The sequence below is a fragment of the Polaribacter sp. Asnod1-A03 genome (assembly GCF_045063585.1).
Lineage (GTDB): Bacteria > Bacteroidota > Bacteroidia > Flavobacteriales > Flavobacteriaceae > Polaribacter.
In genome coordinates this window covers 2,830,831-2,854,619 of the sequence record NZ_JBEFOE010000009.1, presented here as the reverse complement: position 1 = coordinate 2,854,619, position 23,789 = coordinate 2,830,831, and the positions used below count along the sequence as shown (strand labels likewise).

Genomic DNA, 23,789 nt, shown 5'->3' with positions numbered 1-23,789 from the left:
CTACGACAGCTTTAAAATAATTGTTCTTCCTTTTATCAATTTTTCTCCTTTTCTAAGTGATTGAGACTTTACTTTCCCAATTCCCTGTACTTTTACTTTTAATCCTATATTTTCTAACAGAGACAAAGCATCCATACCAGACATTCCTCTTACATCAGGTATTTCTTGATATTCTTTATGCAATTTTTTATCAAAATCTCGATATTCATTTTCAATAGCAGCGAATTGAATTTTATCTCCATCTACCGATTTATTATCAATAGGATTTGTAGTATAAATCTTCTGTGCTATTTCTTTAAACACTGGTCCCGCAACGGTTGCTCCGTAATATCCTTTTTCTTTTTTAGGATTATGAATAATAACAACACAAGAATATTTTGGCTCATCTGCAGGAAAAAAACCAGCAAAAGAAGCCGTATAGTGTTTATTAGAATAATAACCACCTTCCCATTCGCCATTTTTATTTTTAGTTCTTGGGATGTACTTTTTAGCAGTACCTGTTTTACCTGCCATCGAAAAATTTGATGAGTATATATTTTTTGCAGTTCCTTTAATTACTACATTTTCTAATATTTTTCGTAACTTTTTTAAAGTTTCATCAGAAGCAATCTTAGAATTTACAACTTCAGTTTCAAAAACCTTTTCTGTTTTATCTTCTTTTCTTAACTCTTTTATAAATCTTGGTTTTACCATTATACCATTATTAGCTACAGCATTATAAAACATTAATGTTTGCATTGGTGTAATAGAAATTCCATACCCCCAAGACATCCATTCTAAAGAAAGATTATTCCAGTTTTTTTTATCTTCAGGATTTGGAATATAAGGTTTCCCTTCTCCTTTTATCTGAAAACCGATAGACTCCGTAAAACCATATTCTTTAATTTTATCGTAATATTTTTGAGGATTATTATCGTAATGTTCTTTTATTATCTTTACAATCCCAACATTAGAAGAAACTTCTAAAACTCTTGCTGCTGATATTTTACCATAACCACCTCTATGAGAATCTTCTACTTTTTTTCCATTTACATAAAATCTTCCCTTTTCTGTGTCAACCACAGTAGAAGTATCAATTACCTTGTCTTCTAAAGCAACCATTAAACTTGCTAACTTAAAAGTAGAACCAGGCTCATGACTCTCCCAAACCGCATAATTTCTTTTCTCGTAATAAGTTCCCTTAGAGGTTCTTCCTAAATTAGAAATTGCCCTAACCTCACCAGTTGCAACTTCCATAACAACAGCACAACCATGTTCTGCTTCAAAATACTCTAACTTATCTAACAAAGCATGATGAGCAATGTCTTGAATATTTACATCTAAAGTTGTTATAATATCAAAACCATCAACAGGTTCTTTTTCATTTACATCGTTTATAGGTTTCCATTGATTTTTAGCTATTTTCTGCTTCCATCTAACTCCATTTTCTCCTTTTAAAAAATCCGAAAAAGCTCCTTCTACACCAGCTTCTCCTCTATAATCATTATACCCAATTGTACGCTCTGCTATTTTACCAATAGGATGTGCACGAACCGTTTTTTGTTCCGCAATAAAACCCCCTTTATAAACCCCTTTATTAAAAATCGGAAACTGTTTCATCTTCAAATAATCAGTATATCCAATATTTCTAGCGATAAAGAAATAGCGTTTTCTTTTATTTTTAGCATCTCTTAATCTAGATTGGTAATAAGAAACAGAACGACCCAACATTTTAGATAATTCCTTAGAAAGACCTGCTATATTTTCCTCAAAAAGTTTTTGATCAACCGTTACCAAATCCATGTAAATATTAAATCTAGACATAGATGTTGCTAATAAATTACCATCTGCAGCATAAACATTTCCTTTATTTGCAAAAATGGTATCTTTTCTAATAGTAAGATCAGTAGAAAGCTTTCTATACTTATCTCCTTCTATATTTTGTATAGCAAAAACCCTAAATATAATAGCTATTAAAAAAAGTGACATAAAAGCAGCCACCAAGAAAAATTTTGTAAGTATGCTTTTTTTATGAGTTGCCAATTTTATTAATCTTTAATAGTTACTTTTATTTTTTTTGGAGGAGACTCCAACGGCTTTAAACCTCTTGATTTTGCTTTTTCCCTGATACTAGATTCCATTTTCATTCTCATTAAAATAGTACCAGTATCTACATATTCTGCTCTTAACTCTCTTTTTCTCTTATTTAATTCTGAGATTTTAATCACTTTCTTATCCGCTTTATGCGCACTTGATATCATTATTAACAACAACGCAACCACAAAAACGATAATTCGCCAATTCTTAAAAGAAGACTCATCCGTAAGAAAACTTCCTCTAAGAAAGTCATACACCCCTTTCTTTACTTTAGACATCCTATTTTTTTAATGTAGCTATCCTTAATTTAGCACTTCTGGCTCTATTATTCACTTTTATTTCTTCTGCTGTAGGCACAATCAATCCACCTACTTTCTTTAAAGGTTCATTACTATTCCCAAAAACATCTTTTTCTGGCTCTCCACTAAACAAACCTGTTCTAATAAATCTTTTCACCAATCTATCTTCTAAAGAATGATAAGAAATAACACTCAACCTTCCTTCTTCTGTTAATAAATTTGGAATCTGCTCTAAAAACTCTCTTAAAACATCCAACTCTTCATTTACCTCTATTCTAATCGCCTGAAATATTTGTGCAATTATTTTATGCCCTTTTGCTTTTGGCAAATACCTCTGTAATACTTTTCTTAACTCAAGACTTGTATTAATCTTCTCTTTTGCTCTTTCTTCAACAATTGTTTTTGCTATATTTCTTGAGTTCCTTAACTCTCCATACAAAAACAATATTTCCGCTAATTTCTCTTCAGTATAATTATTGATTATTTCTTTTGCTGATGTTTTAGATTTTTGATTCATTCTCATATCTAACTCACCGTCGAAACGAGTAGAAAAACCTCTTCCCGCTTCATCAAACTGATGAGAAGAAACCCCTAAATCTGCCAAAACTCCATCTACCTTTCTAACTCCATGAAATCTTAAAAAACGAGATATGTATCTAAAATTTTCAGGAATTAATACAAAACGGGCATCATCCATTACATTATCTTGCGCATCTGGATCTTGATCAAAACCAAACAACTTTCCATTTTCACCAAGTCTACTCAAAATCTCTCTTGAATGACCTCCACCACCAAACGTAACATCCACATAAACACCATCCTCTTTAATAGCTAAAGCGTCTACACTTTCTTTTAATAAAACCGGATTATGATAACTCATCAATTATATCTGTATTTCCCATTACTTCTTCAGCTAAATCTGCAAAATCATCAGCAGCCTCATTTATCGCTTTTTCGTACTTTTCTTTATCCCAAACCTCAATAATATTTACAGAAGAAGCCATTACAACCTCTTTTTTTATCCCTGCAAAAGCAAACAAATCTTTTGGAATTAAAATTCTTCCCGCCGCATCTAATTCAACTATTTTTACACCAGCTGTAAACCTCCTTATAAAGTCGTTGTTCTTTTTATTAAACCTATTTAGCTTGTTAATCTTCTGCATCATCAACACCCACTCCTTCATAGGATACAATTCTAAACATGGCTGAAAAACCGCTCTTTTTATAACAAAACCTTCTTGTAAGACAGATGACAGCTGCTTTTTAAAGGCCGATGAAAACATCATCCTTCCCTTAGCATCTGATTTACAATCATATGTCCCAATTAAATTTATCACTTCTGAACTCGTTTATCGAAATCAAAAATATATAAAATTTACCACTTTTTACCACTTTTTACCACTTTGTTAATAACTATTCCTTTTACAGGTAAACTTTTAAGTCTAAAAACTTCATTAATTAAAAATAATAGTCAATCTTTAAAACAATATGTATTTCACAAAAAAGAATTACATTTGCTTTCATATAATTGAAAAAAATTAATGACTGACAAGTTAACAACTGAAGGGAAATTTACATATGCAGAAGCTGGAGAAGGGCCTTCTATCATTATTTTACACGGATTAATGGGAGCTTTGAGTAATTTTGATTCTACATTTGAGCACTTCTCAAAGAATGGATACCAAGTTCTAATTCCAGAATTACCTTTATATACATTACCTCTACTAAAAACCAATGTTAAAAACTTAGCTAATTTCTTAAATGAATTCATGGAATTTAAAGAAATACAAAATGCTGTTTTATTAGGTAACTCTTTAGGGGGACATATTGCTTTATATTTTACCAAACATTATCCAGAAAAAGTAAAAGCACTGGTATTAACCGGGAGTTCTGGTTTGTATGAAAATGCAATGGGTGATAGTTTTCCTAAAAGAGGAAACTATGAGTTTATAGAGCAAAAAGCAAGAGAAGTATTTTACGACCCTGCAATTGCTACCAAAGAATTAGTAGATGATGTTTACAATACTGTAAACGACAGAATAAAAGCATTAAAAACAATATCTATTGCTAAAAGTGCAATTAGACATAATATGGCTAACGATTTGCCTGACATGAAACACCCTACATGTTTAATTTGGGGAAAACAAGACAGCGTTACACCACCAGAAGCAGCAGAAGATTTTCATAAACTTTTATCGAACTCAGATTTATTTTGGATTGATAAATGTGGACACGCAGCAATGATGGAGAGACCAGAAGACTTTAACAAGGTACTTCATGATTGGTTTATTTCTAGAAAAATATAAATCTCTACCTTATGAAAATAAAATCGGCAGAATTTATAATGAGCAATAGTAATGTTACGAAAGCTCCAAAAGATAGAATGCCAGAATATGCATTTATAGGACGCTCTAATGTTGGTAAATCTTCATTAATTAATATGTTAATGGAGCGTAAAGATCTAGCAAAAACATCTGGTAAGCCTGGTAAAACACAATTAATCAATCATTTTAAAATAAATGATGAATGGTTTTTAGTAGATTTACCTGGTTATGGTTATGCTCAAATTTCTAAAAAGAAAAGAACTATTTTTCAATACTTTATAGAAAACTACTTTAAAGAAAGAGAACAACTAGTTTGTACTTTTGTTTTAATTGATTCTAGACACGATCCTCAAAAAATAGATTTAGAATTTATGCAGTTTTTAGGAGAAAACCAAATTCCGTTTTGTATTGTTTTTACAAAAGCAGACAAATTAGGCAGCTCTAAATTAAACAAACAAATTACTTCTTACAAAAAGAAACTTTTAAACACTTGGGAATCTTTACCAATGTCTTTTATAACATCTTCTTCTAACGGACTTGGACGTAAAGAGTTTTTAGACTTTATTGACGGTGTTAATCAAGATGTTACAAAAGATTTTAAATAATCTTTATAACTTACACCAAAACTAAAGATTGATTTCCGAATGCATTCTACCAAAGAAAATTTACAAATTTTATTTGAAGACAATCATATTGTTATTATAAATAAACGTGCTGGTGATATTACACAAGGTGATAAAACAGGAGATAAACCTTTAAGTCATGTTGTAAAAGAATACATTAAAGACAAATACAACAAACCCGGAAATGTATACTTAGGAGTTGTACATAGACTAGACAGACCAACCTCTGGAATTATCATTTTTGCAAAAACATCTAAATCTTTAGAAAGACTTAATAAGATGTTACGAGACAAAACAATACATAAAACTTATTGGGCTGTTGTAAAAAATCACCCAAAGAAAGAAAAAGATACTTTAATAAATTTCTTAAAAAAGAATCCTAAAAACAATAAATCTACTGCTTATTCTAAAGAAATTAAAGACTCTAAAAAAGCAGTACTACATTATAAAGTAATTAAAAAACTAGATAATTACTCTTTATTAGAAATTGATTTAGAAACTGGTAGACATCATCAAATTAGAACTCAATTATCTAATATTGGTTGCCCTATAAAAGGAGATTTAAAATACGGTTTTAACAGAAGCAACAAAGATGGAAGCATCCATTTACATGCTAGAAAAATAGAATTTATCCATCCCGTTTCTAAAGAAACCATTAAAGTAACTGCTCCCACCCCAAAAGAAGTAATTTGGAATGCTTGCTTTTAAAACTATTCTTCTGGTTTAAAAATCAAAACATTTTCACTTTTTAATATTTCTGATTGATTTATTTTCATCTTAACAAATTCTCCATCTAAATATTTTTGAGCTTGGTCTTTATAATATTCACTAAAGACAACTCCAGATTGCCCTGTTGGTAAAATAGCTACACTATTTTCTACATCAGAAAAATCTATTATTCTTCTGGTTGATGGACCTGCAGTTACTTTATAATAACCAGTACTATCAATTTTAAAAATCTGATTATTTATCACTTCATTTCCACCAATCGTTTTAAAAGGACCAACGTTAAAAAACTTTCTTAACAAACCTCCTGCTTTACCAATTGCATGTTCGTGTTCTACAGAAAGAACTCTATTCCACGTCCAATCTCCAATATTTTCTCCAAGTTGATTTTGTAAAAAAGAAATCGATTTTACAAAAGACATTTGAATAATATCACTCCTTTTTTCTACTTTATCTTTTGTGTCAATATTATCCCACCAAACAGAATACGGTCTATTTATTTGATTTGGCAATACTTCATCTTGTAATTGCGTATTGATAAATAAATTAAAACTACTTCCTAATTCATCTTTATAAGTCGCATTTAAAAATTCATATAAAAAACGATTATAGATTGTTGGACCAACAGCAGTTTTTAAATATTCTCCATCCCAAGTTTTAAGTACTGAAAAGGCCTTTTTTTCAGATGGAGAAAGCATTGATTTATCAATATTAGTTAATAAATCTTTAATTAATTTAGTAACTGTTGATGATTTTACATCATAAATCATTTCCGCAACATCTTCTTGGGTAAAATCATCTTTTTCATCTAATAATTCCACAATTCTTTTTGCTCTATCTTGGGGTTGATAATATCCTGGATATAATTTACCTCTCACAGAATCTACTTGATTATTGGCAGAATACACATAATTCCAACTAGGATTTATTGCTTGTGGATTTTCTTCAAAAGGTAAATATTCTAAAATTTCATCTTTTCCAGTAACTCCATTTAAATACGTTTTAGGTGATAAACTATCTCTTAGTTGATACAATTTAGCGGATGAAAACCACGCTACATTATCTTTTGCATCACCATACATAACATTTAAACCTGGCGCATGAATTTTTGCTACAGAATTTTTAAAATCATTTATGGATGTTGAATGAGAAATACCATAACAAGCATCTAAAACCTTATTTGGCAATTGCGTATAAATCCAGTTCATAGCAATCGGTCTTTCATCTATAATGTGCTCTATCAAACCATTCATAACTGGCCCATGTTTGCTAACTTTTACTTGATAAGAGATATCTTTTCCATTTTTTACACGAATCGTTTTATTTCTAATCTCATATTTTTTATAACCGTCTTTAGTTTTATATTCTAAAGGGTCTTCAAGATTATTTTCTTCAACATAAAAATTTAAATCATCATTTGCTAACATTGTTAATCCGTATGCATAATCTCTATTATGACCTAACAAAGGGAAAGGCATTAAAGCAATATTAAACCCATAAATTTCAAAATCGGGTGCTTTTATATGATTTTGATACCAAACCGAAGGTTGAGAATATGTAATATGAGGATCGTTTGCAAAAATCACTTTTCCGTTCTTTGTTTTCTCTGGAGCAATAACCCAAGAATTACTTCCTATAAAAGGAGAAATTGGTAAATCATCCATAATAGAAGCCACAGTTTTAGAAATTGTAGCATCTATTTTCTTAGGAACACTTGTTTTATTTATGGTTAAATAATCGCTATTTAAATTTAATAATTCGTTTAGATAAGAATCACCTAATTTTTCTTTTACCTCTGTTAACAAAGGGTCTGTTTTATGAGCAACTGCAAAACTAAAAGACATATAACCAAACACATTATACACATCTTTTATAGTATATTTTTCTTTTTCTACACCAACTAAAGTAAATTCTAACGGTGTTTTCCCTTCTTCTATAAATTGATTTACACCGTCTAAATAGGCTTGTGTTAACATATAAGCTTCAGAAGTTTTATCTAAATTTGCAATTGTACTATTAGCAGCTTCTTCAATACCCAATCCCCCAAAAAACTTATCTACTCTTACCAAATCTTTGCCAAAAATTTCTGACAACCTTCCTGCTGCAATTCTACGCATTAATTCCATTTGCCATAATCTATCTTGCGCATGCACATAACCTAAAGCAACATAAGCATCTTTTTGATTTTGTGCGTTTATATGTGGCACCCCAATATCATCAAAATAAACAGTAACATAATCCGAAATATTTTTTAAATCTAACTCTCCAGAATATTTAGGTTGGTATGTTTTTGAGTACAACCACACAGAAACAAATACTAACAAAATAAGAATTAATAAAATTTTAAAAAAACGTCTTAAAAACTTCATAAAATTGATTTTTATCAAAGATAACAGAATTATTATTTACGGATAACTACAAAGAAAATGAAAGTAAGTTCGTATTTTTGAAAAGCAAAATTTTTTATATGAAAAAAATTCAAATGGTTGACTTGCAAAGTCAATATCAAAAAATAAAAGAAGAGGTAAACACCTCTATAGAACAAGTTTTAAATACTTCTGCATATATAAACGGACCTTTAGTACACGAGTTTCAAGCAGATTTAGAAAAATATTTAAGCGTAAAGCACGTAATACCTTGTGCCAACGGTACAGATGCTTTGCAGATTGCAATGATGGGTTTAGGCTTAGAACAAGGTGATGAAGTTATTACTGCAGATTTTACTTTTGCGGCAACCGTAGAAGTTATTGGTTTATTAAAATTAACTCCAGTTTTGGTTGATGTAGATGTAGAAACTTTTAATATTGATATAGAAGCTTTAAAAAGATCAATTACTCCTAAAACAAAAGCAATTGTTCCTGTACATTTATTCGGACAAGTTGCCAATATGGAAGCTGTTTTAGAAATCGCCAAACGACATAATCTTTTTGTGATTGAAGATAATGCCCAAGCAATTGGAGCTAATTATACTTTTAAAGACGGAACAATTAAAAAAGCTGGAACTATCGGAAACGTGGGTACAACTTCTTTTTTCCCTTCTAAAAATTTAGGTTGTTATGGAGATGGTGGTGCTATTTTCACAAATGACGATGATTTAGCGCATATAATTAGAGGAATTGTAAATCATGGAATGTATAAGCGTTATTACCATGATGTTGTTGGTGTTAACTCTCGTTTAGATGCTATACAAGCAGGAGTTTTAAAAACAAAATTACCTTTATTAGATGCTTATTGCGATGCGAGAAGAGCTGCGGCTGATTTTTATTCTAATGCTTTTGCTGATAATAAAAACATTATTACACCAAAAACAGCAGACAGCACAACACATGTTTTTCATCAATATACCTTACAAATTACAAATGGTAAAAGAGATGAATTACACAAGCATTTATTGGACCAAGGAATACCAAATGCTATTTATTATCCTGTTGCATTACATTCTCAAAAAGCTTACGCAGATACACGTTATAATGAAAGTGACTTCCCTGTAACAAACGAGCTAATAAAAACAGTAATCTCTTTACCAATGCATACAGAATTAGATGAAGAGCAATTAACATTTATTACAAAAACTATTTTAGAATTTGTAAATTAAAAAAATCATGAAAAAAATACTAGTAACCGGAGGATTAGGTTTTATCGGTTCTCACACAGTTGTAGAATTACAAAATGCAGGTTTTGAAGTAGTAATTATTGATGATCTATCTAACACAACAATTAGTGTTTTAGATAAAATTACAGAAATTACTGGTACAAAACCAGACTTTCATCAAATTGATTTAAGAGTTAAAAGTGATGTAAAAAACTTTTTCGAAAACAATAAAGTAGACGGAATTATTCATTTTGCGGCCTTTAAAGCTGTGGGAGAAAGCATGCACAAACCTTTAGATTATTACGAAAATAATTTAGGTTCTTTAGTCTATTTATTGCAAGAAATGAGAGATAGAAAGTTAGATAACTTTATATTTTCTTCTTCTTGTACTGTATACGGACAAGCTGATGAGTTACCAATTACAGAAAAAGCACCTGTTAAAGCTGCTGAATCTGTTTATGGAAACACAAAACAAATTGGTGAAGAAATTTTAAATGATGCTAGCAAAGCTCACGGTTTAAACATTATTGCTTTAAGATATTTTAATCCAATTGGTGCGCATCCAACTATAAAAATTGGAGAACTGCCTTTAGGTGTCCCTCAAAATTTGATCCCATATATTACACAAACTGCTGCTGGTATGCGAGATGAATTATCTGTTTTTGGAGATGATTATGAAACTCCAGACGGAACAGCTGTTAGAGATTACATACATGTAGTAGATTTAGCCAAAGCGCATATTGCTGCTTTACAAAGGTTAATCAACAAGAATAATAAAAAAGGATTTGAGTATTTTAATATAGGTACAGGTAAAGGTAGTTCTGTTTTAGAAGTGATTAAAGCTTTTGAAAAAGCTTCTGGAAAATCTTTAAATTACAAAATCGTTGCAAGAAGAGAAGGTGATATTACAGCTGCTTACGCGGATACTACAATTGCAAACGAAGAATTAAATTGGAAAACAGAAAAAACACTAGAAGAAGCTTTAGGTTCTTCTTGGAAATGGCAATTACAACAATAAGTAATTATTTTTTTTATTTTATAAGTTCAATATTTATCAAAAACCACTCAAAACTGATATAAAAGACATTGTTTTTGAGTGATTTTTATTACTTTTTAATCTATTTCATCCTTTTTTTAGTTTTTATATGACAATTATATCTTACTTGAAGTATCATATTATTAAAACTAACATAAAATGTTTTTGATATTCATGTTTCTTAAACCTTATTTTGGGTTTTAACAGTTATAAATTGACAACCCTTTAGATTCACTCTAACTTTGTTGCCGATTTATTAATGATACTAGAAAACATGAAACTGATTAAAATTAAAAGAAAAACACGTTCAGAACAACGTCACACACCAAAAATGGGATCTTTAGAAACTAAAGTAACTTACATTAAAAAAACATTATTCAATGTTATTCCTATAGAAACGGTACACAAATATAGAGAAACTTATTACGGAGAAATCAAAGATTGTGAGGATTGTCTCCTTTCAAAATAAAACCTAAAAACCTAAACTAAGTTTAGGTTTTTTTTTGCCTTTTATTTAAATTTAACAATCAGTATTTAACCTCATTAATTAATTTGAGTATTTTTAAAAAATCAAACTCAAATCAAATGAAAAAAGTATTACTCGCATTTTTAATAACAACTTCTTTTTTAAGTTGTAAAGATTCACCCAAAGAAAAAACACCAGAACTTAGTATCAACTACAAAAAAATAGAACTAGACAATGGTTTAGATGTTGTTTTTCATGTTGATAAGTCAGACCCCGTGGTGGCTGTAGAATTAATGGTACACGTTGGTTCTGCAAGAGAAATTGAAGGCAGAACTGGTTTTGCTCACTTATTTGAGCATTTATTATTCTTAGAATCAGAAAATTTAGGCAAAGGTGGATTGGATAAAATGAGTGCAAGAATTGGAGGTTCTGGCGCAAACGGATCTACTTCTAGAGACAGAACAAATTATTTACAAACGGTACCAAAAGATGGTTTAGAAAAAATGATTTGGGCAGAAGCCGACAAATTAGGTTGGTTTATAAACACAGTTACAGACCCTGTTTTAGCAAAAGAAAAAGAAGTTGTTAAAAACGAAAAAAGGCAACGAGTAGACAATTCTCCTTATGGCCATAATCAATATGTAATTGGTAAAAATTTATACCCAAAAGATCACCCTTATAATTGGCAAGTTATTGGTTCTTTAGAAGATTTACAAAACGCAACTTTAGACGATGTTAAAACATTTTTTAAGAAATGGTACGTACCAAACAATGCTACTTTAGTGTTATCTGGAGATATTGATATAGCACAAGCTACAAAATGGGTACATAAATATTTTGATGAAATCCCTAAAGGAGAAGAAATCCCTGCTTTAAATAAAAGACCAGGAAAAGTAGACCAAATTAAGTCTTTATATTACGAAGATAATTTTGCCAGAGTTCCGCAATTAACAATGGTTTGGCCAACGGTAGAACAATATCATCCAGATTCTTACGCATTAGAAGTTTTAGCTCAATACTTAACTGACGGAAAATCTGCACCTTTTAATCAAGTTTTAATTGATGATTTAAAATTGACTTCTCGTACAGGAATGTTTAGCAGAAGCTCTGAATTAGCAGGAGAAACTCAAATTTCTATTAGAGCTTTTAACAATGTTAAATTAGATGATGTAAAAGCCGGAATAGAAAAAGCTTTTACAAAATTTGAGACAGAAGGAATTTCTGAAAAAGATTTAAACAGAATTAAAGCCGGACAAGAAACTCGTTTTTACAGCAGCTTATCTAGTGTTTTAGGTAAAGGGACTCGTTTAGCATCTTACAATACTTATACAGGAAATCCAGGTTTTGTAACGCAAGATATTAATAATACACTGGCAGTAACCACTGCAGATGTAATGCGTGTTTATAACAAATATATTAAAGATAAAAACTATGTTGCTACTAGTTTTGTTCCTAAAAGCTCTTCTGAATTAGCTTTAACAGGTGCTGTTTTAGCAGATGTGGTTGAAGAACAAATTGTAACAGGCGCAGAAGAAAAATTCGACCCTAAAATTGCTGCTAATTATGAGAAAACGCCTTCTACTTTTGACAGAAGTATAGAACCTCCCTACGGAGAAACACCTTCTTTAGCTGTACCAGAAGTTTATAAAAGTAGTTTAGAAAATGGTTTAAAAATATTTGGAATAGAAAATGACGAAGTTCCTTTGGTTCGTTTTAACATTACTATTGATGGTGGACAACTATTGGATTCTATGGATAAATTGGGGGTTGCAAACTTAACTGCAGATTTGTTAAATAAAGGAACCAAAAACAAAACAGTAAAAGAATTAGAAGAAGCTATTCAGAATTTAGGCGCTTCTATTTATGTATATTCTGATACTGAAAACATTACTTTAAGCGGAACGACTTTAGCTAAAAACTATGATAAAACTTTATCTTTAGCTCAAGAAATTTTATTAGAACCAAGATTTGATGAAAACGAATTCGACTTACTAAAAACAGCAACCATTGCTAGTTTACGTCAGCAAGAAGCAAATCCTAATTCTGTAGCGAGAAATGCTTACAATGAACTAATTTACAGAAAAGACAACATCCGTTCTAAAAATATTTTAGGAACTTTAGCATCTGTAGAAAAAATAACAATTGACGATTTAAAAGCATATTACAACAATTACATTTCTCCTTCTGTTTCTAAAATGTTGGTTGTCGGTGATATTTCTGAAGAAAAAGTGATAGCCTCTTTAGCATCATTAAACACAAAATGGACTGCTAAAGAAGTTACAATACCCGTTTATAAAACTCCAGATACACCAACAAAACCAGTTGTTTATTTTTATGATATTCCTAATGCAAAACAATCTGTTTTACAATTTGGCGCACCTGCATTAGCGGCTACAGATAAAGATTTTTATGCAGCTTCTGTAATGAATTATATTCTTGGCGGTGGTGGTTTTGCTTCTCGTTTAACGCAAGAATTAAGAGAAGGAAAAGGCTATACTTACGGAATCCGATCTGGTTTTTCTGGCACAAAAGCAAAAGGTGCTTTTACGATTTCTAGTGGAGTAAGAAGTAACGTAACTTTAGAATCTGCACAATTGGTAAAGCAAATTTTAGAAGAATATCCTACTACTTTTTCTGACAAAGATTTAGAAACTACCAAAAGCTTTTTAATTAAAAGTAACGCAAGAGCTTTTGAAACTTCTAGAGCAAAACTTAATATGTTATCTAATATTAGTGATTATGGTTGGAGTGCAGACTATGTAAAAGACCAAGAAAATACGGTGAATAACATGACTAAAGAACAAATTTCTGCATTGGCTAATAAATATGTAAACCCAAATAAAATGATTTGGTTGGTTGTGGGTGATGCAGAAACACAACTAGAAAGAATGAAAGAATTAAGTTACGGAGAACCAATTTTATTAAATAAAAGACAAGAAAAAATTAAGAATTAAACTTTTAAATAATATTGATAAAAAGTCCTAATTTCTTATTTGAAATTAGGACTTTTACTTTTACAAAATACCCAAGTAATGAACTATAGAAAAGCAACTGAAAAAGACCTTACTGCAATTGTAAAAATGATGGCTGACGATGTACTTGGTAAAAAAAAAGAAAAATTTCAATCTCCATTACCAATTGAATATGTAAAAGCTTTTCAAAATATAAATGAAGATAAAAACCAAGAACTGATTGTTTTAGAAAATGAAAAACTAGAAGTAATTGGTACTTTGCAAATATCTTACATACAATACATTTCTTACCTTGGCGGGATGAGAGCTCAGATAGAAAATGTTTTTATTAGAGCAGATCAAAGAGGGCTCGGAATCGGAAAAAAAGTATTTAAATGGGCAATCAACAGAGCAAAAGAAAAAAATGCACACTTAGTACAATTAACCTCTAATAAAGAAAGACCGAGATCTATTAAATTTTACGAAAACTTAGGTTTTAAAGCTACGCACGAAGGCATGAAATTACATTTTTAAGAACAAGCCATTTCTTATCAAAAACTATAACACAAAAAAACGAACTTTTTCAAGTTCGTTTTTTAATATATAAATATTTCATTAAAATCTATTCCACCAATGCAGCGCCAGAAGCGGCAACAGATCTATCAATTTTACGCATTAAACCTTGTAATACTTTACCTGGCCCAACTTCAATAAATTCAGTTCCTCCATCAGCAATCATAGCTTGTACACATTGCGTCCATTTTACTGGTGCTGTTAATTGCGCTATTAAGTTTTCTTTAATTTCATCAGGATTTGTAACTGCTTTTGCAACTACATTTTGATACACTGCACACGTTGGTTCACTAAATTTAGTTGCCTCTATTGCAGCAGCCAACTCTTCTCTTGCAGGCTCCATCATTGGCGAATGAAATGCACCACCAACTGGTAATAATAAAGCTCTTCTTGCTCCTTTTTCTGTTAAAACTTCACAGGCTTTTTCTACAGCTTCAATTTCTCCTGAAATTACTAATTGACCCGGACAATTATAATTTGCCGCCACTACTACTCCATCAATTTCTGCACACGTTTCTTCAACAATTTCATCTGCTAAACCTAAAACGGCAGCCATTGTACTTGGTGCAGCTTCACATGCTTTTTGCATTGCCAGAGCACGTTTAGAAACTAATGTTAATCCGTCTTCAAAAGATAAAACTCCGTTTGCAACCAAAGCAGATAATTCTCCTAAAGAGTGTCCTGCAACCATTTCTGGTTGAAAAGAATCTCCTAATACTTTTGCTAAAATTACAGAATGTAAAAAAATTGCAGGTTGCGTAACCTTTGTTTCTTTTAACTGTTCTGCAGTTCCTTCAAACATAATATCTGTTATAGAAAAACCTAAAATCTTGTTTGCTTTTTCAAAGTATTCTTGCGCTAATGCAGACTTTTCGTATAAATCCAATCCCATTCCTGTAAATTGTGCTCCTTGACCTGGAAAAATATATGCTTTCATATAATCTATATTTTTGTAACTTTTTATTCGTTTAAATCTCGGCAAAAATACTATTTTTTATTGGAAGCTATTTCCTGCTTTCAGCACTCGCTTTTTTTATTCAGAAAAAGAATAAAAAAGAGCTCAAATAAATGCTTCAATCAGGGCTAAACCTATCAATTAATACATTGCTTTTTATCACTAATAGAATATTTACTAATTTCGCTTTATGGAATTAAAAAACAAACTACTTGCTAACAGAATTTATTTAATTTTAGCAGCATTGTTTATAGCTTCTTTGGTTACCTCTAACTTAATTTTTCAGAAGTTTTTTTATTGGTATCCTTTTCATATCGAAATTTTTGATGTTAAACTATTCGAAGTTTCTGTAGGTTTACTGCCTTACCCAATTACATTTTTAATCACCGATATTTTATCAGAAATCTACGGAAAGAAAAAAGCAAATGATGTGGTTATTGCCGGTATTTTTGCTTCGTTTTTCTCTTTATTAATTATATACATTTCTAAAGAAGTGCCAGCAACTTCTTGGTCTCAAGTACAAGACGATACTTTTCTTAACGTTTTTGGCTCAGCTCCGTTAGCTGTTTTTGCCTCTATGCTAGCCTATTTATTTGCACAATTTATAGATATTAGAGTCTATCATTTTTGGAAGAATTATACCAAAGGAAAACATCTTTGGTTGCGTAATAACTTTTCTACTTTTTCTTCTCAATTTATAGACACACTTACCGTTTTAGTATTGTTGTGTTCTTTTAATATTATAGAATGGAACAAATTTTTAGGCCTTTTAATAAGTGGTGTCATTTTTAAAGTAATTATTGCTGCTTTAGACACGCCTATTCTTTATTTAATTGTTTTTGCTTTCAAAAAAAGATTCAATTTAAAAGCAGGAGAAGAATTAACAGATTAATTTCTCATTTTTTGTAATCAATCGAAAAAGGTTTCGTCTAAAAAATCAGAAATTATAAAAAATGAAGAAAATACTTTTATTATTTGTTGCTGTTTTCACTTTATCAAATGTAAATGCACAAACCTCAATATTTAACGATTTACTACAAAAACACGTTACCAAAGACGGAGTAGTTGATTATAAATCGTTACAAAAAGACGAAGCAAAACTAGATGAATTTTTAGCTTATTTAGAAAACACTTTACCAGATAATTCTTGGTCTACTAACAAAAAAAAAGCTTTTTGGATTAATGCTTACAATGCATATACCATCAAAATAATTTTAGACAATTATCCTTTAAAAAGTATTACAGATATTAATATAAATGGCAAAACTGCTTGGAAAACTCCATTTGCAAAAGTTGCTGGCAAAACTTATACTTTAGATCAAATTGAGCATGAAGTTTTATTTAAAAACTTTTTTGACCCAAGAATTCATGTTGGTGTAAATTGTGCTTCTGGTTCTTGCCCTAAATTGGCAAATTTTGCTTTTACAGAAAATAACATCGATACAGAATTAACACGCTTAATGACCTTATTTGTAAACGATACTTCTAGAAATAAAATATCAGAAAAGAAAATTCAAATATCTTCAATCTTCGATTGGTTTAAAGTTCATTTTACAAAAAACGGAACTGTCATCGACTTTTTAAATCAGTATTCAGAAACTAAAATTGGTCCAAAAGCTAAAATCAGTTATCTAAAATACGATTGGACTTTAAACGGTAAATAATTTCTTTATCTTTCCGTTTTAATCTAAAATAACAAAAAATGTCTAAAACATATTACGATGCTACCGATTTAAGAAAATTCGGAAAAATAACAGAATGGAACGAAGAATTAGGTAACAAATTTTTTGATTATTATGGTAAAGTATTTGAAGAAGGCGCATTAACTGCTCGCGAAAAAAGCTTAATTGCTTTGGCAGTTGCACATACAGAACAATGCCCGTATTGTATAGACGCTTACACTAAAGACGGCTTACAACGTGGTATTACAAAAGAAGAAATGATGGAAGCTGTGCACGTTGGTGCTGCTATTAAAAGTGGCGCAACCTTGGTACACAGTGTTCAAATGATGAATAAAGTTAATAAATTAGAAATGTAAGTAGATAATTATCTTACTTGTTTATTCTTCTAAAAAGAAGAAGTTACTTTTTGATTAATAAAAAACCAAACCATACTTTTTTTCGTAAATAATACAAAGAAATTAAAATAAATACTGAAACAAGTTTAGCATATATGGCTACAAAATCTTTAAAAGCAAGAAATAACGATATTGCAAACACCTCTCGTCAAATGGAAATTCTATCAAACGGAATTTTTGCAGACGGAGAATTACCAACTTTTGCTGAAAAAATTAAAGAAACAAATCAGTTTCCTTTGCGTCCTAAGAAATTAGAAATTTTGCAAATTAATTTAGGTTACATGTGTAACCAAGTTTGCGAACATTGCCACGTAGACGCAGGCCCAGACAGAAAAGAAATTATGACTGTAGAAACTATGCAGCAATGTTTAGAAGTCATAAAAAATACAGGAGCACATACTTTAGATTTAACAGGTGGCGCGCCAGAAATGAATCCTAATTTTAGGTGGTTTGTAGAAGAAGCTTCTAAAGCCGGAATTAAAGATTTTATTGTTCGTTCTAACTTAACCATTATTAGAGCCAATAAAAAATATTATGATTTACCTGATTTTTTTAAAAAACACAACGTACACGTTATTTCCTCAATGCCACATTGGACGCGTGGAAAAACGGATAAACAACGTGGAAATGGTGTTTTTGATAAATCGATAAAAGCTTTACAAGAACTAAATGCTGTGGGCTATGGTTTAGAAAATTCTGACTTAAAGTTAGATTTGGTATACAATCCTTCAGGTGCATTTTTACCAGGAGATCAAATGGCTTTAGAAAACGATTTTAAAAAAGCTTTAAAATCAGATTTTGACATTGATTTTCACAGTTTATTTGCCATTACAAACTTGCCAATCAGTCGTTTTTTAGATTACTTAATTGCCTCAGAAAATTACGAAGATTACATGTATTCTTTAGTAGAAGCATACAACCCTATTGCGGTAGAAAACGTAATGTGTACAAACACACTTTCTATAAGTTGGGACGGTTGGTTGTATGATTGTGATTTTAATCAGATGTTAAATTTAAAAGTTAACTCTAAAGTAAAACACATTTCTGAATACAACGAAGACTTATTACAAAACAGAAATATTATTATCAATCAACATTGTTATGGTTGTACTGCTGGCGCTGGAAGTAGTTGTCAAGGTGTAGTCGCATAAAACAGTAAAAAAAGACATTAAACTTTTAAAAAATAAGGATTATAAAAAAGTATAAATTCACACTAATAAATACTTTTTTATAATCTTTTTTTAATTTTCAATAAATTATATTATTCACAAATTAAATAGTATATTTTTATTAAAAAATTATTGATTTTCTCAAAAACTCATTTTTACAATAATTTTTACCAATATTTCCTCTATTTTTTTGTACTTTGTACACATGTTGATTTTATCATCAATACAAACCAAACTTTTTAGACAAAAACCATACTGAATGAAAAAACTTTTCATGTGGATGTTCTTGCTCTTTACTGGCATTAGCATTTCGCAAACTAAAATTACGGGTACAATAACTGACAAAAAAACAGGAGAAAAACTACCATACGTCAGTATCTCTTCTACAACCAAAAACGGAACAACTTCCGACATTAATGGAACCTACTCCATAATTGTATCCTCAAAAAACAAATTTCTTACTTTTACTTATCTAGGCTACCAAACTCAAAGAGTAGCTATTAATAATCAAACAATAATTAATATTCAACTTGCAGAAGAGGCAACCAGTTTAAATGAAGTTGTAGTAACTGCTTTGGGTGTAAATAGGCAAACCAAAGAATTGGGTTACGTAGTACAAGAAATAAAATCAAAAGACTTAACAGAAGTAAAAACACCTAATTTCTTAGACAATTTATCAGGTAAACTAGCTGGAGTTTCAATTTCTCAAGGTGCAACTGGGGTGGGTTCTTCATCAAAAATAACCATTCGTGGTGAGGCTTCTTTTTCTAACAACAATCCACTTTTTGTAGTAGACGGAACTCCAATTAACAACAACACCGTTTTTAATTTTAGTAACGAGGCAGCAGCTGGTTTTCAAGAAATAGATTTTGGTAACGGTGGTATGGAAGTAAATGCAGATGATATTGCTTCGGTAACTGTTTTAAAAGGGCCAAGTGCTGCCGCTTTGTACGGAACAAGAGCTTCTAACGGAGTGATTGTTATTAAAACCAAAGACGGAGACAAGAAAAAAGGATTAGGAATTAGCATTAACTCTTCAATTACTTTTGACAATGCTTTTCGTTTGCCAGAATTTCAAAATGAATACGGACAAGGAAACGCAGGTAATTTTAAATTCGTAGATGGTTTGGGTAGCGGAACCAACGATTTAATTTCTTATTCTTGGGGACCAAAATTAGATGACGATAATTATATTGCTCAGTTTGATAGTCCTGTAACTTTGCCAGACGGAACGGTAGTTCGTGGTGGAGATACTTCTTTATACAGTGGTTTATCTATTACACCTACTTTATTTAAATCTAACCCAGATAATTTAAAAGATTTTTACAGAACAGGTATTACAACTATCAATAACATTTCTATTACTGATAGTTTTGATAGAGGTTCTTACCGCTTGTCTTTAACCAATTTAGATAGCGAATCTATAATTCCGGGTGTAAATTTAGACAGAAAAACAGCTGCTTTTAAATTGAATTTCAATCCAATTGAAAAAACAAAAATTACGGCTTCTATCAATTATGTAAATTCTGGTAGTGATAACAGGCCGTCTAATGGTTACGGAAGTGAAAATGCCAATTATGCTTTGGTTGCTTGGGGACCAAGATCTTTAAATATTGATAGTTTAAGAGATTATTGGCAACCTGGTTTAGAAGGCGTACAACAGTATTCTTTTAATTATACTTATTTTGACAATCCGTTTTTTACACTTTACGAAAACACCAATTCTTTTAATAGAGATCGTGTATATGGTAATGTTGCCATCAACCATCAATTTACAGAAAACTTAAGTATTACGTTACGTTCTGGAATGGATTATTCATCAGAAAAAAGAAAGTTTAAACGTAATTTTAGTTCTAACCGATTTAGTAACGGAGCCTATGCAGAACACGATGTTTTTTACAGAGAAGTAAACACAGATTTCTTAGTAAATTACAACAAAGAATTTGGAGATGTTACTTTTGATGTTTCTTTTGGAGGAAACAGATTAGACCAAACTGCTTCTACAAAACAATTGCAAACTACTAGTTTAGCACAACCAGGTATTTTTAGTTTAAACAATGCTGCTTCTCCTATTGAGGCTTTTCAGTTCGATTCTAAAAAACGAATTAACTCTTTATACGGAATTGCAAAATTTGGTTACAAAAACTATTTATATTTAGATATTACCGGTAGAAACGATTGGTCTAGCTCTTTAGCAACTCCTTTTTCTGTAGACGGAACATCGTTCTTTTACCCATCACTTTCTACAAGTTTTATTTTATCAAATTATACAGAATTACCAGAAGTATTTTCTTTTGCAAAGTTAAGAGCCAGTGTTGCTCAAGTTGGTAATGATACAGATCCATATCAAACTTCAGGTGCTTTTGTATCGCAAACAACTTACAACAGTCAACCTACATTTAGCAACCAAGATTTTATCCCAAATGCCAACTTAAAACCAGAATCTACTACCTCTTATGAAATTGGTGCAGATGTCCGTTTCTTTAAAGATCGATTAAATGTAGACTTTACCTATTACAATGCAACCACAGTAGATCAAATTATTTCGTTACCAATTGCCATTTCTTCAGGATACAATCAACAAGTAATTAATGGAGGAAAAGTAAATACCAAAGGTTTCGAAATTATTTTAGGAGGAACACCAATTAGAACTGAAAACTTTAAATGGAATACAACATTTAATTTTGCCTCTAACAAATCTGTAATAAAAGATTTACCACAAGAAGAAGGTAGATTAACTTTAGCTTATAGTAGAATTTATGACAGTGCTAACCAAACGGTTTGGTTTCAGGCAGAAGAAGGCGGACAAGTTGGTGATATTTACGGAACCGGTTATCAAAAAAATGAAAGCGGTCAGTTTTTAATTGATGATACTGGTAATTATATTGCCAGTGATGAATTGATTAAAATTGGAAATTACAATCCTCATTTCACCTTAGGATGGAATAATAGTTTCTCTTACAAAAACTGGAATGCGAGTTTCTTATTTGATTGGAGACAAGGTGGCGAAATTGTATCTAGAACTCGTGCTTTAGGAAACGTTGGCGGACAATTAGCAGAAACTTTATACAGACCAACCGAAGGAATTATTGCAGATGGAGTAAATGTAAATACTGGAGCACAAAATACGGTTGCCATTACTGCAGAGAGTTATTACAGACAATATTACGACAGAAATCACGAAGAAAACAATGTATATGATGCTTCTTATTTAAAATTACGTCAGTTTTCTATTGGTTATACTTTAGAGTTAGATGAAGGTTTCTTAGGATTAAAAGATCCCTCAACCATGAACTTTTCTTTTATCGGAAACAACTTGTTTGTAATTACAGAAAACCCACACTTTGATCCGGAACAATTATCTGTGCAAGGAAACGGTTTTGTAAGCGGTGTAGAAGATATGAGTTATGCTACAAGTAGAAGTTTGGGTTTTAAAGTTAGTTTCGATTTTTAAAAAAAGACATCATGAAAAAAATTATATATACACTCGCAATTTTTGCTTTTACATTGGCAAGTTGCACCAAAGATTTCGAAGAATTAAACACCAATATTAACGAACCTGTTGCCGTACAACCAAGTTTATTATTAAGACAAGTGATTTACGATTTTGGAGAAAACATGAGTTATGAAGGTTTTGTAGCTGGAGATTTATTAGCACAACACAGAACCGCTTTAGATTTTAATTTATTTGATAGACACGATTTAAAAAGTCCGCAATTGGGAGGAAATCCTTGGGAAATATTTTACACCAATTTACGTGATAATGAAATTATTTTAAAACAAGCACAAGAAACTACAGCCTATGCTGTTTACGAAGGTCCTGCTTTAATTTTAAAAGCATACATGGCCGCAGGTTTAACAGATTTGTTTGGTGATGTACCCTATTTTGAAGCATTTAATGGAATTGACGGAACAGTAACGCCTGCATACGATTTGCAAGAAGATATTTATTTGAGTGAAAACGGAATTCTAGACAATTTAGACAAAGGGATTGCAGCAATTAATGCATACACAAGTTCTATTGCTTTAGAAGGTGATATTTTATACAATGGAAATTTAGATAGCTGGATTCTGTTTGCAAATTCATTAAAAATAAAATATCTAATTCGTATTTCCGATAAAGTAGATGTTGCTAATCAATTACAAACGTTATTTACAGAAGGAAATTACATCAAAAACAACTCACAAAATGCAATTTTTGATTTTACAAATACAGAGCCAAATAGCTTTAGATTGTCTCAATTAAGAGTTGGGGATTTTAACAACTTTGTCCTTTCGGAAACTATGGAAGAAATTCTAAAGGAATTAAATGACACCAGAATAGAAACTATGTTTAGACCTTTTTCTAATTCTAGTTCAAATGAATTTAATGGTTTAATTAACGGAATTGACGCTTCTTCTACGTCGATTGCTTTGGCAGATTATTCTTTAGCAGGAATTATTTTTAGAGAAGATTCTTCTACTTTAGATGCTAATTTTATAACCGCTTGGGAAACTAGCTTTTTATTAGCAGAAGCCGCACAAAAAGGATTAATTTCTACGGATGCAGAAACTTTATACAATACCGGAGTGGCACAAGCTTTTGAATACTGGAATACTACTTTACCAACGGATTACCTAACCGTAAACGCAAACTTTAACGATGCTACTAAAACTCCTTTAGAGCAAATTATTACACAAAAATGGATTGCTTCTGTAATTAATGGTTACGAGGGTTGGATAGAATACAGAAGAACAGGATACCCTGCATTAAAGGCTATTTCCGCAAGTTTAAACAACGGGGTAATTCCCGTAAGAATGCCTTACCCAGCAGAAGCGGCTTCTTTAAATTCAGAAAATTATGCAGTCGCAGACGAAGCAACAAACGGAAATAGTTTGGATGTAAAAGTTTGGTGGAACAACTAAAAAAACAAAGAAAATAA

Annotated in this window: 20 protein-coding genes; 14 read left to right on the top strand and 6 right to left on the bottom strand. The window is 30.9% G+C overall.

The genetic code is table 11. The features are described from left to right. Genes ACJJVY_RS12855 through mraZ form a run of 4 tightly spaced genes read right to left on the bottom strand, consistent with a single transcriptional unit; the run spans position 1 to position 3,712 of the window. Positions 1-1,968 (bottom strand): penicillin-binding protein, encoded by a 1,968-nt coding sequence (locus tag ACJJVY_RS12855; protein WP_405611665.1) that lies wholly within the window; start codon positions 1,966-1,968, stop codon positions 1-3. Positions 1,969-2,027: 59 nt separating this feature from the next. After that, positions 2,028-2,354: an FtsL-like putative cell division protein gene (locus tag ACJJVY_RS12850; RefSeq protein WP_405609339.1), complete on the bottom strand. Its 327-nt coding sequence runs from the start codon at positions 2,352-2,354 to the stop codon at positions 2,028-2,030. A gap of 1 nt (position 2,355) precedes the next feature. Further along, positions 2,356-3,255: a 16S rRNA (cytosine(1402)-N(4))-methyltransferase RsmH gene (gene rsmH, locus ACJJVY_RS12845; RefSeq protein ID WP_405609337.1), complete on the bottom strand. Its 900-nt coding sequence runs from the start codon at positions 3,253-3,255 to the stop codon at positions 2,356-2,358. Beyond that, positions 3,242-3,712, bottom strand: a complete 471-nt coding sequence (mraZ, locus tag ACJJVY_RS12840) for a division/cell wall cluster transcriptional repressor MraZ (protein WP_405609334.1) — start codon at positions 3,710-3,712, stop codon at positions 3,242-3,244. The genes rsmH and mraZ overlap by 14 nt, the downstream gene beginning before the upstream one ends. Before the next feature lie 204 nt (positions 3,713-3,916). Between mraZ and ACJJVY_RS12835 the strand changes: the two genes are divergently transcribed. Genes ACJJVY_RS12835 through ACJJVY_RS12825 form a run of 3 tightly spaced genes read left to right on the top strand, consistent with a single transcriptional unit; the run spans position 3,917 to position 6,030 of the window. Further along, complete coding sequence (locus tag ACJJVY_RS12835; RefSeq protein ID WP_405609331.1) at positions 3,917-4,681, top strand: alpha/beta fold hydrolase; 765 nt, start codon at positions 3,917-3,919, stop codon at positions 4,679-4,681. A gap of 11 nt (positions 4,682-4,692) precedes the next feature. Beyond that, positions 4,693-5,304: a ribosome biogenesis GTP-binding protein YihA/YsxC gene (gene yihA, locus ACJJVY_RS12830; RefSeq protein ID WP_405609328.1), complete on the top strand. Its 612-nt coding sequence runs from the start codon at positions 4,693-4,695 to the stop codon at positions 5,302-5,304. A gap of 39 nt (positions 5,305-5,343) precedes the next feature. Further along, positions 5,344-6,030: an RluA family pseudouridine synthase gene (locus ACJJVY_RS12825; protein WP_405609325.1), complete on the top strand. Its 687-nt coding sequence runs from the start codon at positions 5,344-5,346 to the stop codon at positions 6,028-6,030. Between the two features lie 2 nt (positions 6,031-6,032). Here ACJJVY_RS12825 and ACJJVY_RS12820 read toward each other — a convergent pair whose 3' ends face one another. Then, a complete protein-coding gene (locus tag ACJJVY_RS12820; protein ID WP_405609322.1) occupies positions 6,033-8,417 on the bottom strand; it encodes a penicillin acylase family protein in 2,385 nt (794 codons plus the stop codon). Between the two features lie 98 nt (positions 8,418-8,515). Here ACJJVY_RS12820 and ACJJVY_RS12815 point away from each other — a divergent pair, with 98 nt between their 5' ends. The 5 genes from ACJJVY_RS12815 (at position 8,516) to ACJJVY_RS12795 (ending at position 14,627) form a co-directional block, all read left to right on the top strand. Further along, a complete protein-coding gene (locus ACJJVY_RS12815) occupies positions 8,516-9,643 on the top strand; it encodes a DegT/DnrJ/EryC1/StrS family aminotransferase (RefSeq protein ID WP_405609319.1) in 1,128 nt (375 codons plus the stop codon). A gap of 7 nt (positions 9,644-9,650) precedes the next feature. Continuing rightward, complete coding sequence (galE, locus tag ACJJVY_RS12810; protein ID WP_405609316.1) at positions 9,651-10,658, top strand: UDP-glucose 4-epimerase GalE; 1,008 nt, start codon at positions 9,651-9,653, stop codon at positions 10,656-10,658. Positions 10,659-10,950: 292 nt separating this feature from the next. Further along, complete coding sequence (locus ACJJVY_RS12805; RefSeq protein ID WP_405609313.1) at positions 10,951-11,145, top strand: hypothetical protein; 195 nt, start codon at positions 10,951-10,953, stop codon at positions 11,143-11,145. A gap of 116 nt (positions 11,146-11,261) precedes the next feature. Continuing rightward, positions 11,262-14,096 carry a M16 family metallopeptidase gene (locus tag ACJJVY_RS12800; RefSeq protein WP_405609310.1) on the top strand — a complete coding sequence of 945 codons (2,835 nt, stop codon included), beginning with the start codon at positions 11,262-11,264 and terminating at the stop codon, positions 14,094-14,096. Between the two features lie 78 nt (positions 14,097-14,174). Next, positions 14,175-14,627 carry a GNAT family N-acetyltransferase gene (locus ACJJVY_RS12795; protein WP_405609307.1) on the top strand — a complete coding sequence of 151 codons (453 nt, stop codon included), beginning with the start codon at positions 14,175-14,177 and terminating at the stop codon, positions 14,625-14,627. Between the two features lie 88 nt (positions 14,628-14,715). On the opposite strand, the gene fabD is transcribed toward ACJJVY_RS12795, so the two are convergent. Next, complete coding sequence (gene fabD, locus ACJJVY_RS12790) at positions 14,716-15,603, bottom strand: ACP S-malonyltransferase (protein WP_405609304.1); 888 nt, start codon at positions 15,601-15,603, stop codon at positions 14,716-14,718. A 208-nt stretch (positions 15,604-15,811) separates the two neighbouring features. Here fabD and ACJJVY_RS12785 point away from each other — a divergent pair, with 208 nt between their 5' ends. The 6 genes from ACJJVY_RS12785 (at position 15,812) to ACJJVY_RS12760 (ending at position 23,772) form a co-directional block, all read left to right on the top strand. After that, a complete protein-coding gene (locus ACJJVY_RS12785) occupies positions 15,812-16,513 on the top strand; it encodes a queuosine precursor transporter (RefSeq protein WP_405609301.1) in 702 nt (233 codons plus the stop codon). Between the two features lie 61 nt (positions 16,514-16,574). After that, the gene (locus ACJJVY_RS12780) at positions 16,575-17,285 is read left to right on the top strand and encodes a DUF547 domain-containing protein (protein WP_405609298.1); all 711 of its coding nucleotides are present in this window, start codon (positions 16,575-16,577) and stop codon (positions 17,283-17,285) included. A 38-nt stretch (positions 17,286-17,323) separates the two neighbouring features. Then, a complete protein-coding gene (locus ACJJVY_RS12775) occupies positions 17,324-17,659 on the top strand; it encodes an arsenosugar biosynthesis-associated peroxidase-like protein (RefSeq protein WP_405609295.1) in 336 nt (111 codons plus the stop codon). A 134-nt stretch (positions 17,660-17,793) separates the two neighbouring features. Continuing rightward, positions 17,794-18,849: an arsenosugar biosynthesis radical SAM (seleno)protein ArsS gene (arsS, locus tag ACJJVY_RS12770; protein WP_405609292.1), complete on the top strand. Its 1,056-nt coding sequence runs from the start codon at positions 17,794-17,796 to the stop codon at positions 18,847-18,849. Between the two features lie 277 nt (positions 18,850-19,126). Continuing rightward, positions 19,127-22,321, top strand: a complete 3,195-nt coding sequence (locus ACJJVY_RS12765; protein WP_405609289.1) for a SusC/RagA family TonB-linked outer membrane protein — start codon at positions 19,127-19,129, stop codon at positions 22,319-22,321. 11 nt (positions 22,322-22,332) lie between these two features. Beyond that, entirely contained in the window at positions 22,333-23,772 is a 1,440-nt protein-coding gene (locus ACJJVY_RS12760) for a SusD/RagB family nutrient-binding outer membrane lipoprotein (protein WP_405609286.1), read from the top strand. Positions 23,773-23,789 lie beyond the last annotated feature (17 nt).